Raw genomic sequence first — 15,334 nt, 5'->3', positions numbered from 1 at the left:
AACTGCAACGCAATCGTAACTTTCCGAGGCGGTTTAACACGCTACTAACGTACCTCGGAGAGATAAATGAATTTTCGTACTCCTGCCGTGCGGCTGGGCCTCCTGCCCGCCGGCATCGCCCTGGCGCTGGCGCCGAGCTTTGTCTCGGCGCAGGAAGCTGCCTCTGGCACCACTGACCTGGATCGCATCTCGGTCACCGGCTCGCGTATCCGCGGCGCCAACATGGAAACCCAGCAGCCGATCCTGACGATGACCCGCGAAGCCCTGGAAAAGCAGGGTTTCTCGAACGTCGCTGACGTGCTGAACAACCTCACCTCGGCCGGCTCCCCGGCCATTTCGCGTTCGGATTCGCTGTCCTCCGGCGAGAACGTGGGCGGCTACTACGTCGACATCCGCAACCTGGGCGCCCAGCGCACCCTGGTGCTGATGAACGGCAAGCGCCTGGGTGCTTCCACCTCCGGCCTGCAGGATCTGAGCCAGATCCCGATGTCGGCTGTCGAGCGCATCGAGATCCTGAAGGACGGCGCGTCCTCGATCTACGGTTCGGACGCCATCGCCGGCGTGGTCAACGTGATCACCCGCAAGAATGTCGACGGCGGCGAAGCCAGCGTCCGCATTGGCCAGTTCGGCAACGGCGACGGTGACGAGCAGCAGTACTCGATGACCCTCGGTGCCAAGGGCGAGCGCGGCAGCCTGACCCTGTCGGCCGAATACTCCAAGCAGGATCCGGTGTGGGCCAAGGACCGCTGGTACAGCCGTGACGGCTCGCTGGGCCCGAACTCGACCCCGGCCGACTGGAGCTCGATCAGCCAGAACAGCACCTGGTGCGACCCGCGCCTGTTCGGCAAGTGCGACGACGACGAGGCGGTGTGGCAGACCCTGAACAAGGGCGGCAACCCGAACAACCCGAATGACTACCACCCGCTGACCGAAGGCGAGTACGCCAACGCCAACCAGCAGATGACCCTGCTGACCGGTGTCGAGCGCAAGTCGGTCTACATCAATGGTACGTACGACTTCACCGACCGCATCAGCCTGAACTCCGACCTGCTCTACAACGAGCGTCAGACCTTCCAGCAGATCGCCGGCTACCCGTACCAGTCGCAGGCCTTCGGCACCCCGCTGTCGGCCGACAGCGCATTCAACCCGATCGGCCAGGACATCGAGTTCCGCCGCCGTCTGTGGGAAGTGCCGCGCACCACCGAAAGCCAGCTGAAGACCCTGCGCTTTGCGCCGACCATCAGCGGCTTCTTCGAAGTGGCCGACAAGACCTTCGATTGGGACGTTGGCGCACTGTGGAACCGCAACGAGTCGATCAAGACCAACCGCGGTGACATGAGCCTGATCGGTTCGTCGCAGGCGCTCGGCCCGTCGTTCATCGATGCCGGTGGCGTTGCCCGCTGCGGCACCGCCGCCAAGCCGATCCTGGGCGACTGCCGTCCGTGGAACCCGCTGCTGCCCAACGGCGTGGCAGGCCAGGGCTCGCTGGACAACCCGGAGCTGCAGGACTTCCTGTTCCCGACCTTCACCACCCGCGGCCTGACCAAGACCACCAGCTTCACCGCCAACCTGTCGGGTTCGATCGTGACCCTGCCGGCCGGTGACCTGGGCTTTGCCATGGGCGTTGAGCACCGCAAGGAAGAAGGCAGCTACACGCCGGACGCCTTCGCGCAGTCCGGTCAGTCGACCGGCCTGGGCCAGAAGCCGACCCGCGGCGAGTACGATCTGAACGAGGTCTACCTCGAACTGAACGTGCCGCTGCTGGCCGACATGGCGTTCGCCAAGGAACTGACCCTGAATGTTGCCAGCCGTTATTCGGACTACAGCAACTTCGGTGGCACCACCAACAGCAAGTTCGGCCTGACCTGGCGTCCGCTGGACGAGCTGCTGGTCCGCGGCACCTACGCCGAGGGCTTCCGCGCTCCGACCATCGCCGACCTGTACGGTGGCCTGAGCTCGAGCTTCGAGCGCTACATCGACCCGTGCGGCGTTGGTGCGCCGGGCAGCGTCGCTGGCAGCGCAGCCTGCCTGGCAGGCGGTGCTCCGGCCAACTACGTGCAGCTGGGCCAGGGCAACCTGCCGTGCTCGACCCTGCCGTGCCAGTCCGGTGACCAGTTCGTCTCCGGTGCCAACCCGAACCTGAAGCCGGAAACCTCCACCAGCAAGACCGTCGGTCTGGTGTGGAGCCCGCGTTGGGTGCAGGGCCTGGATATCTCGCTGGATTGGTACCGCTACGAGATCAATGACATGATCATCGAAGACAGCGTGAACCGTATCCTGCGCGACTGCTACGTGCTGGGCAACAGCGCACGTTGCGACGGTGTCGTGCGTGCGGCCGACGGCCATGTCAGCGCGATCACCTACGGCACCGCCAACCTCGGCAAGATGGTCACCGAAGGCTACGACCTGGGCGTCAAGTACCGCCTGCCGGAACTGGCCATCGGTCAGTTCAGCATCGACTGGCAGACCAGCTACCTGTCCAAGTACGACGAAGCCAACCAGAACAGCAAGGGCGACAACATCATGGTCGGCATGGTCGGCCAGTCGGGCGACACCACGCTGTTCCGCGTGCGTTCGAACCTGGGCGTCAACTGGGCGATGGGTGACTTCGGTGTCAACTACACCGCGCGTTACTACTCGGGCCTGAGCGAATCGTGCATCTCCATCGGCTGCACCGACCCGGATCGTTACGCCAATGGCGAAGCGGCTCCGCTGCGCAAGACCGGCTCCAACACCTTCCATGACCTGCAGGTCAGCTGGCAGGCGCCGTGGGATGCCACCATCGCCCTGGGCGCGAACAATGTGTTCGACCACAAGGGTCCGCTGATGTACTCGGCACCGAACTCGAGCTTCGCCTACTACGGCGGCTTCGATATCGGTCGCTTCCTGTACATGAAGTACACCCAGCGCTTCTGATCGATCGAAGTGTTGCAGCAACACCAAGGAGGGCGGACCGCAAGGTCCGCCCTCTTTCTTTATGGCATTTCGTCGCTAGCCGGGCCACATCGGATCAAAGCCCGCGTGCGCGCGCCAGCCGGTAGTGCCGGCCGCTGGCCGGATGCTTCTGCCTTCGCCTTTGCCACGGCCATTCACGTATGCCGGGCTCTGCCCGGCTGCTGTTGCACGGTAATCCCCGCAGGGGGGGGGGGGCAGCGCAGGCATGGCAACCGGCATCGCAACGCAGAACGCCCGGTGCGATGCACCGGGCGTTCTGGCCGCCTGCGCGGAACATGACCGCTGCCATCGCGGTGGCGATGGCAGCGCGCAACGGCTTACCAGGCCATGCGTACCCCGGCGCGGCCGGAGATCGAGTGCTCGCGGTTGCCGTCGAGCGAGAACTCGTAGTCGGCCGAGAAGAACAAGGTCGCATCCTTGCCCATGCGCGTACTCATGCCCAACCCGGCCTGACCCCAGCGACGGCCCAGGTCGGTACGGAAGCTTTCCGGTGCCGTGCCACTCGGCCCGGCCACGGTGGTCAGCGAGGCGGTGTTGAAGGTGTGCCAGGCGTTCAGGCGCATCCAGGCCTCACCCGGCTGGGTACCGTCGGTGCCATACAGCTTGCGCAGACGGGCACCCAGGCGCGCGGTGGTGACATCGGTGCTGTGGTAGTCGACCTCGGCACTGTAGTCGCGCGACTTGTCCAGGGCGGTGTGGCTGTGGAAGAGCTGGGCCTGCGGCTCGATCTTCCAGTTGTTGCCCAGGTCCCACGGCTTGCCTACTTCGATCGAGGCCAGCGACCCCAGGCCGCTGGTGCCGAGGTTGGAGCCGCGCTTCACGTACGGCGAGTCCACTTCCACATCGTGGTACCAGGTGCCCAGCAGCACCGCATCGATGTAGGCACCGGTCGGGGCCAAGCGGCTCCACTGCAGGCCGACCGAGTAGGCACTCAGCTTGCTGCTGCCGGCCGGCAGGTCATCGTTGCCCTGGATCGCGTGGCTCTTCGCGCGCAGGTAGCCCAGGCGCAGGCCGGCATGGCTCTGGCCACCGTTGCCCCATTCCTTGTAGTAGGGGTCCAGCCCGACCTGCATGCCTTCGATGCTGTAGTCGTAGTTGCGCTGGCCTTCGTCCAGCGCCTGCGAACGCACGCTGGAACCGCCGGTGCGGCCGAACACGCGGACCCAGCTGCGGGCGTCGTCGTCGATCTTGTTGAGCTTGTCACCGACACGCTCGTGCATGGTTTCCAGCAGCGCGCGGTCGGCCTGGGAAACCAGCGAGTTCAGCGACAGGTAGGCGCTCAGGTCCGGGCGCCAGCCCTCGTTGCGCAGGTACCAGTTGCCGTCCTCGATGATGTTGCCGTCCTCGTCGCGGCCATGCTGCTGCAGCGCGTAGTTCCAGGCGCCGCCGACCACCGGGCTTTCCAGCTCGAACGCACCGGCTGCCGACGCGGCGCTGCCGCCGTTGACGTGCACGATCTCGATGCCGCTGCCCTGGGTCGGGGCGCCGCCGCCGGTACCGTCGACGTTGAGCAGGGTCGGGCCGCCGGCGCCGACCAGTATGTTGTCGGCGACCAGCAGGTCGGTCGGCGCGCCGTCACCGCCAAGGTAGGTGTTGAGGTACCAGCGCCCGCCATTGCTGACGTAGTCGCTGACCTGCAGGGTCTTGTACAGGCCGGCATTGTCGTTGAGGCGGGTGTCCAGGCCCAACTGGGTCGAGAACAGGGTTCCGGCATTGTCCAGCGTGCCGGTGAAGGCCGAGCTGTCGGTCATCGTCCACAGACCACCGGCCTGCAGGTTAAGGTCCAGTCCGCCGGTGCGGATCAGGCCCTTCAGCGAACTTTCGCTCAGGTCGACCACCAGCGAACCGCCCTGGTTGTCGATCAGGCTGGCCGCCGGGTCAAGGCTTTCGCCGTGGCTGCCCTTGCTCAGCAGCAGGTGCGTATCCCCGTTGCTGCTCAGCACGCCGGCACCACCCTGCAGCAGGCTGTGCTGGATTTCCAGATCACGATCGCCCTGCAGGTTCACCGCACTGGACTGCTGCGAGACCAGCTGGCTGTCGCGGACCGGCTGCAGGCTGCCGGCGCCGCTGATATTCAGCGCATGTGCACCGGCGCCGTGGGTCTCCACCTTGAGCAGACTCAGGGTGGCATCGGTGGCATCACCGCGCACGGCGACGCCGTGGGCAAAGTCGCCGCGGGTGGTGATATCCATCGCGTTGCCCAGCAGGGTCGCATCGTCCACCTGCAGACCGCTGGCACGGGCACCGCTGGTGCTGATCACCGCACCATCCAGCTGCAGGGTGCCGCCGTTGCGGGCATAGGCACCAATGGCATCATCGCCCAGGCTGTGGATATCCACCGCGGCGCTGGAGGTGATGCTGGCGCCGTCAGCCAGCAGGCCATGCGCCTGCTGACCAGCGGTATTGATCTGCGCGCCGTGCAGTTCCAGGCTGGCGTTGCCGCTGGCCAGCGCACCAATGGCGTTGCCGCCCGCGGTGCTGATCTGCAGCGCACTGCCGGTGGCCAGTTCGGCGTTGTCGGCATACAAACCATGCGCGTCGGCGCCGTGGGTCTGCACTGAGCCGCCCTGGATCAGCAGCTTGCCGCCGTTGCTGGCGTAAGCAGCGTGGGCACCTGCACCCTGGGTGCTGATATCGATGGCCGCATCGCTGCCGAGCACGGTGCCGTTACCGTCGGCGTACAGCGCATGCGCGCCATCACCGGCGGTGGCTACCGAACCACCGCCGATCAACAGCGTACCGGCATTGGTCGCTCGTGCACCGAAGGCCTGCTGGCCGCCGGTGCTGATGGTGGTGTTGCCGATCGCGCCGAGCGTACCGGCGTCGGCAAACAGGCCGTGGCTCCCATCGCCGCGGGTGGTGACCGAGCCGCCGCTGGTCAGTAGCGTGGCCTGGTCGACGACATGGGCGCCGTAGGCGTCCTGGCCGGTGGTGGTGATGTCGAAGGCGCCGCCACCGGCGTCGATCAGGCTGGTGTCCTGCGCGAACAGGCCATGTGCGTTGTCGCCGGCGGTGGTGATGCTGCCGCCGCCGTCAAGCACCAAGGTACTGTCGTTGCGCGCGTGCATGGCGATCGCATCTTCGCCCAGGGTTTCCACCTCGGTGCGGCCCAGGGCGCCGAGCAGCGAGTCGTGGTCGGCGAGCAGGGCAGTGGCGCCCTTGCCTTCGGTGCGCAGCTTGCCGCCCTTGAAGACCACGGTGGAGGCGTCGCTAGCATAGGCGCCGACCGCCTGCTCACCGAGGGTGGCGATGTCGAGCTGGCCCAGCTGTGCCTGCGAGCCCTGCACGAACAGCGCGTGGGTCTGCGCGCCGGTGGTGGAGATGCCGGTGTCCTGCGCGTCGAACTGGCTGCCCTCCATGATGTGGATGCCATAGGCAGTGTCGCCGGTGGTGGCGATCTGGATCGGCGCGCCGTCGATGATGCCCTTGCTGCCGCCATCGACCAGCAGGCCGTGTGCAGCGTCGCCGGCAGTGGTGATCGAACCGCCGCCGATCACCAGGGTGGAGCCGGCATGCGCCCAGGCACCGATCGAGCCGCTGCCTTGGGTGCTGATGTCGGTCACCCCGAGCGAGCCCAGCTGGGCGCCGTCGGCGAACAGGCCATGCGCCTGGTCGCCCACGGTCCGTACGCTGCCACCCTGGGTGACCAGCAGGCTGTCGGCGCCGGTGACGTAGGCACCGTGCGCGCGCGCGCCCTCGGTGGAGATCGCGGTCGGGTTGTCGGTGAAGGCGACGGTGCTGCCGCCGGTGGCGTACACGGCGTGGCGGTCATCGGCCTTGCTTGATACCGAGCCGCCGGCGATCTGGATCTGGCTGGCGCCTTCGGCGAACACACCGTAGGCACCGGTGCCCTCGGCGCTGATGTCGGTGGCGGCGTCGAGGATGGCGATGCTGCTGCCGCCGGTGGCATACAGCGCATGCGCGCTGCCGCCCTGGGCACTGATGCTGCCTCCGCCATTCAAGGCGATGTTGCTGGCATTGCGCGCGATGATCGCGTGCGCGTTGGCGCCGGTGGTCGATACCGAGGTGCCATGGTTGCCGCCGGGCAGTGACAGCGCCTGGATCGATGCGCCATTGTCGGCCACCAGGCCGAACGCATTGTTGCCGGTGGTCTGGATGTCGCCGCCGTTGATGGCGATCACACCGCGCCCGTCGGCGAACACCGCATGCGCACCGGTACCCACGGTCTTTACATCGGTGCCATTGGCGATGATGGTGCCGGCCACGCGGTTGGCACCGTTGGTGGCATACAGCGCATGCGCGTTGTTGGTGGTGGTGTCCACGGTGCTGTCATGCAGCTCGATGCGGCCTCCGGTGGCGTAGGCGGCATAGCCGGCGCCCCAGCCGCGGTGCACGCTGGAGTCGCGCACGACGATGGTGCCGCCGCCGCGGATCCAGGTATTGGTGTTGTCTGTGGAATCGCCATTGGCATACAGGGTATGCACGCCCTCACCGGTGGTGGAGAACGAGGAATCGTGGAAATCCATGTTGCCGGCATGTGCGCTGGCCGCATTGGAGCCGGAGCTGGTGACCTTGACCTTGCCCTCGATCAGCGCATCGGCGGTGGTGGTGCGCAGCGCGTCGTTGGTATGCGGGTGGCTGGTGGCGTGGGAGTTGGTCGCATTGATGACCGCGTCGTCGAGGATGATGTGGCTGCCATCACTGCGCACCGCATCGGCCATCACGCCGATCATGTTGCCGGCCAGATTGATGGTGGTGCCCGCGCCCAGGCGGATGGTGGAATCGGCGCTGCGGCCCCAGATCGCGTTGCGCTGCGCGCCGCTCAGGTTGATGTGCACATCATCCTTGGCCCAGATGTAGCCATCGCCGCTGACCTCCATGAACTGATAGTTCTTGTCGGGGCGGCTGGGTTCAACGTAGCCGGTATTGATCTTGATGTTCTGGCCGGGGTTGTAGATCGGCTCGATATCGCAGAACTCGGGGTTGCCTGGATTCAGGTCGCACGGATCCGGCGGCGGCGGCTCGCAGTCCGGATCGGCCGGATCGCATTCGTCTTCGAAGGTCTGCCCCATCCGCGGCAGCGCGCGCAGTGCCAGGGCCGGGGAGGTCGCGGCCGGCTGCTGGAAGCGCGCGGCCAGGGTCTGGCGCAACGCACCGGCTGCGTCCATGGCCGGCTCGGCGGCCTGCACGCCGGCCGAGGCCAGGGCGGTGGCGATGACGGTGGACAGCAGGGTGCGGCGGAGGGCGCGCCGCGCCGTTGGGGAGTGTTTGAGGGTCATATGCGAGCCGTTCAGGAGTGAAAGGATGCAAGGCCTGATACGACACCAAGCCCTGATTGGCGCGCAGTCTGTGGATTTCCGCTATCGCGGTGGATAGAGATCCTTGTAAAGATCCGGAAATACAATAAGTTGTACCCGATTGAATCTGGCGATCATCCGATCTGGCAGCGGCGCAACGCCTGCAGGGACAGGCGCTGCGGGCACAAATGGAGCGGCAGCGGCGGGCCGGGCACGGCCAGTCCAACCCTGTGCGCGTACCGCACCGGGGGTGAAATGCCGCGAAGGGCAGGTAAATGCGCGCACTGGCGTGCGCCTCACGGGCGGTCGCCATGGGCGCCACGCCGGTCAGGGCATGGGGAGGTGCGTCATCGTTGCGGCTTGCGCTCAGGCCTCGCTGGCGACCAGCCCCATCAGTGCATTGGCATGCTCGCGCCACTGCGGCAGCTTGTTGAGCACGCCGGCGCGTTGCAGGTACTCCTCGTCGACCGGGTCGCCGTTGATCAGCGCCAGCGCAACGTGCACCGCACCGGTCACCCAGAAGCTGCGCGTGTTGGACTTCTGCGGCTGCAGGTGGAAGGCCACCGCTTCGATGATCGGCATCGGCAGGCCCCACAGGCCCAGCAGGTAGGCGCCGGCCTCGGCGTGGCCGGGGCGGTCGTCGGCGGCATCGGCCGGCTCGCCACGTTCGTTGCGCACGCCCGGCAGCAGCAGGCCGATGTCGGCCAGCAGCGCGGCGGTGGCGCCCAGCTCGGCGCTGGAGTCGGGCAGCAGCTTGGCCGCCAGACGCGAGGCCAGCAATGCGCGCTGCTGCAGCGAGTTGCGCTCGGCACCGGACAGCGCCGAGGCGGAGAACACTTCGCTGGCCAGTACCAGGTCGCGCAGGGTCGACAGGCCCAGCCGGGTTACCGCGGTGCGCAGGTCGGAAATGGTCCGGCCGCTGTTGAAGAACGCCGAGTTGGACAGCTGCAGCACCTTGGCCGCAATGGCCGGGTCGGCCGACACCAGCTTGGAGACATCGGCGGTATTGGTGTCGTCGTCGTGTTCCAGGGCCTGGGTCAGGCTCAGGTACAGGTGCGGCGGCGAGGGCAGCTTCTCGATCCGGCCGATCGCGCTGCGCAGGCGCGCGCTGTCCAGCAGCTCACGCAGCTCTTCCAGGCTGGTCAGGGCTTCAAGCAGCACTTCCGGTGCCAGCGGCAGCGGCAGGAAGCGGTGCGCCACGCCGATCAGGCGCGCCGGCGGCGGGCGGTTGCCCTGCTCGGCGTCGACCAGCGCGATGCGGATGGTTTCCGGGCGCAGCGTACGGATCTGCCCCAGCAGGGTGGTGGCATTGAGATCGGGCAGGGCCGGGCAGGCGATGACCGCATCCACCGCGGTGCTCGCGACGATGCTCATGGCGGACTGCCCATCGGCAGCGGTCAGCGGTTGCCACTCTTCCCCAAGATCGGCAATGAAATCGATCAGCTCAGCCGAGAGGCTGGCCTGGTCCCCAACTAGCAGAATGCGCACGACACGGTCCCCTGTCTGACCACGGTGAAGCCCACCGTGGACGATGTGAAGACGCAATGTACCCAATTCGGCGCAAATAGTGATGTGCCGCCTTCAAAAAACGTGATGCACATCGCTCTGGCGCGGCTGCGCCAGGGCGATGTCGTTCAGTCTCAGGCGATGTTGCCGAGGTAACGCTGGTGGGCATCGACCAGAATCTGCTTGGCTTCGGCCGCGCCGCCCCAGCCGTCGAGCTTGACCCACTTGCCCTTTTCCAGATCCTTGTAGTGCTCGAAGAAGTGGCCGATGCGCTCCAGCCAGTGGCTGGACACCTGCCCGATGTCTTCGACGTGGGCGTAGCCGCTGAACACCTTGGAGATCGGCACGGCCAGGATCTTCTCGTCGCTGCCGGCCTCATCGCTCATCTTGAGCACGCCGACCGGACGGCAGCGCACCACCGAACCGGGCACCAGCGGCAGCGGCAGCACCACCAGCACGTCGGCCGGGTCGCCATCGCCGCACAGGGTGCTCGGCACGTAGCCGTAGTTGCAGGGGTAGCGCATCGGGGTGGACAGGATGCGGTCGACGAAGATCGCGCCGGTTTCCTTGTCCACTTCGTACTTCACCGGCTCCGAGTCCTTCGGGATCTCGATGATGACGTTGATTTCTTCCGGCGGATTCTTGCCCGGCGAAACGAGTTCCAGACCCATGGTGTGCTCCAGCTGAGGGGGATAAGGGGGCGCAAAGTCCGACATTTTATGCCTTTGCCGCGTGCCGTGCAGCGGCGGGGGCAGGAAAGGCTGCGCCGGGGCATCGGCGGTTGCCGGGCGGGGCGCCCGGGTCGGGGTTTGCCGACCCGCCGCCCAGGCTGCCGGCGACGGCCCGGGCCGCACTGGACCGACGGGCAGTTCCGGGATTGCCGATAGTGCATGGCCGGTGCGCGCGCGATGCTGGCCACAGCCCTTCTGGAGCATGGCGATGAACCCGATCCTGCGTGTACTGCCCACCCTGGCGTTGGCCCTGCTGCTGGCTGCCGCCGTTGCCCCGGCGCGCGCGGCGGCCTTCGTCGATCTGATCGATTTCCCCACCGATGAGGCCAACTGGGACCGTTTCTATGACCTGCAGGATCGGCTGATCGCCGATTTCGACGAGATTTGCCCCGACACTTACTGCGAAGGCGAGTACAGCAACCTGATCGCGCTGCAGTTCCGCTGTTCGGTACGCGCGGCCAGCGGCACGCTTCAGGGCTGCGTGCTGGTGGTGGGCGGCGGCAACCTGGACGTCGACCCGTCCAGCGGTGCCCTGCTGGACGACAACCGCACCTGGGCCTGCGCCGCACCGCTGGCGCTGGATACGCCGGTGGAGGTGTTCCATGCCGCGCTGGCCGGGCCACGGCCATTGCTGGCGCCGCTGCCCGGTTCGGGGCGGTCGATCCATGAAGCCCTGTCTGATTGCCTGCATTGAACCTGGCCGGTCATGAGGCCGGCTCCCGCTTGTTTCTTCCGCCAGGAGCGCACGCGCATGACTACCCTCCGTACTTCCCTCTCCTGCAGCGCTGCGCTGCTGCTTGTCCTGCTTGCCGTATCGAGCGCCATGGCGACCGCCCCCGCCCAGGTCGCGCCGGCCTATGCGGACGCCCGCGACTACCCCACGCCTGGCGAAGGCTGGGCGCGGTTCCGTGCGGTGGAAGCGCAACTGGTGCGCGGCTTCGACTACATCTGCGGGGACACCTTCTGCGAAGGGGAGTACAGCAACCTGCAGGCGCTGCGGTTCCGCTGCTCGGTGGCGGTGGCCACCGGGCGGGTGCAGGCCTGCGCCTGGACCTTTACCGGCAGCACTGCCTGGGTGGATACCGGCAGCGGCGGCATCGACGTGGACGCGCGCACCTGGACCTGCCCGACGCCGCTGGCGGCGGGAACTTCATTGGAACTGCTGCTGCATACCCTGGAGCAGGCGGGGGACAAGGCACTGCATGTGCCGCTGCCGGGAACCACCGTCAGCATCTATGACGGCTTGACCGATTGCCTGTAGCGGGCGCCGGCTGGCATCGCCAGCGGCCAGTCCACGGACCGTTGCGGGTGCTGCGGGGTCGTTGCAGTCCCAGGGACCGGCACGGCCGGTCCCTGGGGTTGGGGTCAGGCATGGGTCTGCCGAGCGACGGCGTCGGCATGCAGGGCCTCGCCCAGTTCATCTACGATGATGGTCCAGTCCGCATCGGATCTGAGCTGCTCGGCCAGGAACTAGCGCTGGCCATCATTCCAGTACGGCGCATCGACCAGGGCGACCTCGGTGGGCAGCTGGTGGCTGCCGATGAAGCCGGCGATGGCTGCTTCGGAGGCCTCCAGGCCCAGTTGCAGGAACAGATTGGTCATGCGTGGTTCGGTGGTGATCATCGTGGGGTGTCCGGACAGGTGTGGCGGCCATTATCGGTGCAGGCAGGTGAGGCCGTCATCGCCGGATCGGGGAGGGGCTGCGCGGTCCGGTGCCCGGCCGCTGGCCCGGCCGTTGGCCGGGGCACCACGGCCCCCGACGGTGCCGGCCCCGTCGGGGGCGCTTACAGCAATGGCACCAGCAGCAGTGCCACGATGTTGATGATCTTGATCAACGGGTTGATCGCCGGGCCGGCGGTGTCCTTGTAGGGATCGCCGACCGTATCGCCGGTCACCGCGGCCTTGTGCGCCTCGCTGCCCTTGCCGCCGAAGTGGCCGTCCTCGATGTACTTCTTGGCGTTGTCCCAGGCCCCGCCGCCGGTGGTCATCGAGATCGCCACGAACAGGCCGGTGACGATGGTGCCGATCAGCAGCCCACCGAGCGCGCGTGGCCCCAGCAGCAGGCCGACCACCACCGGCACGGCGACCGGCAGCAGCGACGGCACGATCATTTCGCGGATCGCCGAGCGGGTCAGCATGTCCACCGCGCGGTCGTACTGCGGCTTGCTGGTGCCCAGCATGATGCCGGGGATCTCGCGGAACTGGCGCCGCACTTCCTCGACCACCGCCCCGGCGGCGCGGCCGACGGCCTCCATCGCCATCGCGCCGAACAGGTAGGGGATCAAACCGCCGATCAGCAGGCCGATGATCACCGTGTGGTCGGACAGGTCGAAGGCGAAGGTCTGGCCGGGATTGGCCGCCTGCAGGTTGTGGGTGTAATCGGCGAACAGCACCAGCGCGGCCAGTGCCGCCGAGCCGATCGCATAGCCCTTGGTCACCGCCTTGGTGGTATTGCCCACCGCATCGAGCGGGTCGGTGATGGCACGGATGTCCGGGGGCAGTTCGGCCATCTCGGCGATGCCGCCGGCGTTGTCGGTGATCGGCCCGTAGGCATCCAGCGCCACGATCATGCCGGCCATCGACAGCATCGCGGTGGCCGCGATGGCAATCCCGTACAGGCCGCCGAAATAGTGCGCCAGCCAGATCGCCGCGCAAACCGCGATCACCGGCAGTGCGGTCGATTTCATCGACACGCCCAGCCCGGCGATGATGTTGGTGCCATGCCCGGTGGTGGAGGCCTGCGCCACGTGCTGCACCGGCTTGTACTGGGTGCCGGTGTAGTACTCGGTGATCCATACGATCAGCCCGGTCAGCACCAGCCCGATCAACGCGCAGAAATACAGGTTGAGCGCGCCATGCTGGTTGTCGGGCATCAACTGGGTGGTGATCGGGTAGAACGCGATCGCCGCCAGCACCGCCGAGACGATCACGCCCTTGTACAACGCGCCCATGATCGACCCGCCAGGCTTCACCTTGACGAACAGCGCGCCGATGATCGAGGCGATGATCGACACCCCGCCCAGCACCAGCGGGTAGAGGATGGCGTTGCGCCCGGCCTCGGCGAGCATCAGGCTGCCCAGCAGCATGGTGGCGATCACCGTCACCGCATAGGTCTCGAACAGGTCGGCGGCCATGCCGGCGCAGTCGCCCACATTGTCGCCGACGTTGTCGGCGATCACCGCCGGGTTGCGCGGGTCATCCTCGGGAATGCCGGCTTCGACCTTGCCGACCAGGTCGGCACCGACGTCGGCGCCCTTGGTGAAAATGCCGCCGCCCAAGCGGGCGAAGATCGAGATCAGCGACGAGCCGAACGCCAGCCCGACCAGGGCATGCAGGGCCTGCGCGGTGTCCAGCCCCAGGCGCAGCAGCACCGCGTAGTAACCGGCCACGCCGAGCAGGCCCAGCCCGACCACCAGCATGCCGGTGATCGCGCCGCCGCGGAAAGCCACGTCCATGGCCGCACCCAGGCCACGGCGGGCGGCCTCGGCGGTACGCACGTTGGCGCGCACCGAGACGTTCATGCCGATATAGCCGGCCGCGCCGGACAGCACCGCCCCGAGCGCAAAACCGATGGCGGTGTACCAGTTGAGGAAGATGCCGACCAGCACGAACAGCACGGCACCGGCGATGGCGATGGTCAGGTATTGACGGTTGAGATAGGCGCGCGCGCCTTCCTGGATGGCGGCGGCGATTTCCTGCATGCGGGCATTGCCGGCCGGCTGCCGGAGGATCCAGCGTGCCGACACGATGCCGTAGAGAATCGCGAGAATGGCGCAGAACAGCGCCAGAGAAAGCCCATAACGTTCCAGCATGTCCCCTCCCGGGTGATGGAATGGCATCCAGACGAACGGATGAACCTGTCCACGCGGGGGCACAACGGGCTGCAACCTTGAACCAACCCGTGCAGACCGTGCCCGGTCTTCAAGCGTGTGGCGGTGTTCAGCAATCCCTGGTGGCCGCAGTATGCGGGCACAGCCCGAATACCGGTAGTGCCGGCCGCTGGCCGGCAACCACGCAAGCCCATCCGCAGCCAGGTAGTGCCGGCCGCTGGCCGGCAACCACGGGGAAGCACCATCGCACTACACCCGCCTTCCCTTGGGGGCAATGTTGGACATCGCTCCTGCGATTGCCTTCACGCTGTCGCCCCATGCTTTGCTGCGCAAACCATGGGCCCCTCGTATCAGCCTCCAGACCCCCGCCGCTGTGCGGCCGCCCCCGACCCAGGGGGCTTGGCCAGCCGCTTTCAGATCCAGCCGCAGGTTGATGGGCTGTGGGCTTTGCCGTGCCGTTCAGCCATGGGCTGGCAGCCTCGGCCCATCCCCAGCATCGGAGTTCCGCCATGTCCGCTCGTCACCTGCTCTGGCTGGCCCTGTTGCCCGCCGTGGCCGCCAGCGCCGCTGAAACCCCCGAACTGAAACGTGCCGCCGGCGCACCGCAGGCGGTGGGTGCGGCGCATACGCTGCGCCAGATCCCCGAAGCCTGCGCGCGGCTGGAAGGCATGTTCACCGCCGATCCGGCGCAGCCATACAAGTTCGCCGTGGTGCGCACCAGCGAACAGTGCCAGGCGCGCGCGCGGTTCGTCGATTTCGACAAGGCCCAGCCCAGCACCGCCAAGGGCTGGAAGCTCAACGATGTGATCCGCGTGCCCAATGCCGGCTGCCCGGCGCAGCAGGCGGTGGTGCAGGTCTGGCGCATGCCGGTGGAGCAGAAGCCGGTGCTGGACGGCCAGGGCCAGTCGCGCATCTACCTGGAAGAGGCCAAGAAACAGGCCGCCGCCGGCAAGATCGCGCAGGTGCCGATGTTCGCCGCGCAGATGAAGGTGGAAGGCAAGCCCTGCCGGTAACCGAGGCAAGGCGCAATGGGCAGGTCCGGCCGCGGTCGGCC

General features: G+C 67.1%; 9 protein-coding genes. 4 read left to right on the top strand and 5 right to left on the bottom strand.

Going from position 1 to position 15,334, the window contains the following annotated elements; all coding sequences use genetic code 11:
- The first annotated feature begins 66 nt into the window (after positions 1-66).
- A complete protein-coding gene (locus tag IC535_RS14880; RefSeq protein ID WP_228887307.1) occupies positions 67-2,916 on the top strand; it encodes a TonB-dependent receptor plug domain-containing protein in 2,850 nt (949 codons plus the stop codon).
- Between the two features lie 356 nt (positions 2,917-3,272).
- Here IC535_RS14880 and IC535_RS14875 read toward each other — a convergent pair whose 3' ends face one another.
- The 3 genes from IC535_RS14875 to ppa form a co-directional block, all read right to left on the bottom strand.
- Entirely contained in the window at positions 3,273-8,195 is a 4,923-nt protein-coding gene (locus IC535_RS14875) for an autotransporter domain-containing protein (RefSeq protein WP_228887306.1), read from the bottom strand.
- A 384-nt stretch (positions 8,196-8,579) separates the two neighbouring features.
- Positions 8,580-9,701, bottom strand: coding sequence for an HDOD domain-containing protein (locus IC535_RS14870; protein ID WP_228887305.1), 1,122 nt, complete (start codon positions 9,699-9,701; stop codon positions 8,580-8,582).
- A gap of 152 nt (positions 9,702-9,853) precedes the next feature.
- A complete protein-coding gene (gene ppa / locus IC535_RS14865; protein ID WP_228887304.1) occupies positions 9,854-10,390 on the bottom strand; it encodes an inorganic diphosphatase in 537 nt (178 codons plus the stop codon).
- 268 nt (positions 10,391-10,658) lie between these two features.
- Between ppa and IC535_RS14860 the strand changes: the two genes are divergently transcribed.
- Together IC535_RS14860 and IC535_RS14855 are read left to right on the top strand one after the other, a co-directional pair.
- Entirely contained in the window at positions 10,659-11,144 is a 486-nt protein-coding gene (locus IC535_RS14860; RefSeq protein WP_228887303.1) for a hypothetical protein, read from the top strand.
- Positions 11,145-11,201: 57 nt separating this feature from the next.
- Positions 11,202-11,711, top strand: a complete 510-nt coding sequence (locus IC535_RS14855) for a hypothetical protein (RefSeq protein ID WP_228887302.1) — start codon at positions 11,202-11,204, stop codon at positions 11,709-11,711.
- Between the two features lie 209 nt (positions 11,712-11,920).
- Here IC535_RS14855 and IC535_RS18900 read toward each other — a convergent pair whose 3' ends face one another.
- Together IC535_RS18900 and IC535_RS14845 are read right to left on the bottom strand one after the other, a co-directional pair.
- Positions 11,921-12,073 (bottom strand): DUF2789 family protein, encoded by a 153-nt coding sequence (locus IC535_RS18900; RefSeq protein ID WP_228887301.1) that lies wholly within the window; start codon positions 12,071-12,073, stop codon positions 11,921-11,923.
- Between the two features lie 161 nt (positions 12,074-12,234).
- Positions 12,235-14,262: a sodium-translocating pyrophosphatase gene (locus tag IC535_RS14845; RefSeq protein WP_228887300.1), complete on the bottom strand. Its 2,028-nt coding sequence runs from the start codon at positions 14,260-14,262 to the stop codon at positions 12,235-12,237.
- Between the two features lie 527 nt (positions 14,263-14,789).
- On the opposite strand from IC535_RS14845, the gene IC535_RS14840 reads away from it, so the two are divergent.
- Positions 14,790-15,293: a hypothetical protein gene (locus IC535_RS14840; protein ID WP_228887299.1), complete on the top strand. Its 504-nt coding sequence runs from the start codon at positions 14,790-14,792 to the stop codon at positions 15,291-15,293.
- Positions 15,294-15,334 lie beyond the last annotated feature (41 nt).

This window comes from Stenotrophomonas rhizophila, assembly GCF_020857975.1.
GTDB classification, from domain to species: Bacteria; Pseudomonadota; Gammaproteobacteria; order Xanthomonadales; family Xanthomonadaceae; genus Stenotrophomonas; species Stenotrophomonas rhizophila_C.
This window is presented reverse-complemented; position numbering and strand designations above follow the sequence as displayed.

Excerpts from the sequence above, each read along its gene's own strand:
- IC535_RS14845 (WP_228887300.1), bottom strand. The coding sequence starts at position 14,262 with ATGCTGGAACGTTATGGGCTTTCTCTGGCGCTGTTCTGCGCCATTCTC.
- IC535_RS14875 (WP_228887306.1), bottom strand. The coding sequence starts at position 8,195 with ATGACCCTCAAACACTCCCCAACGGCGCGGCGCGCCCTCCGCCGCACC.
- IC535_RS14860 (WP_228887303.1), top strand. The coding sequence starts at position 10,659 with ATGAACCCGATCCTGCGTGTACTGCCCACCCTGGCGTTGGCCCTGCTG.
- IC535_RS14855 (WP_228887302.1), top strand. The coding sequence starts at position 11,202 with ATGACTACCCTCCGTACTTCCCTCTCCTGCAGCGCTGCGCTGCTGCTT.
- IC535_RS18900 (WP_228887301.1), bottom strand. The coding sequence starts at position 12,073 with ATGATCACCACCGAACCACGCATGACCAATCTGTTCCTGCAACTGGGC.
- IC535_RS14840 (WP_228887299.1), top strand. The coding sequence starts at position 14,790 with ATGTCCGCTCGTCACCTGCTCTGGCTGGCCCTGTTGCCCGCCGTGGCC.
- ppa (WP_228887304.1), bottom strand. The coding sequence starts at position 10,390 with ATGGGTCTGGAACTCGTTTCGCCGGGCAAGAATCCGCCGGAAGAAATC.
- IC535_RS14880 (WP_228887307.1), top strand. The coding sequence starts at position 67 with ATGAATTTTCGTACTCCTGCCGTGCGGCTGGGCCTCCTGCCCGCCGGC.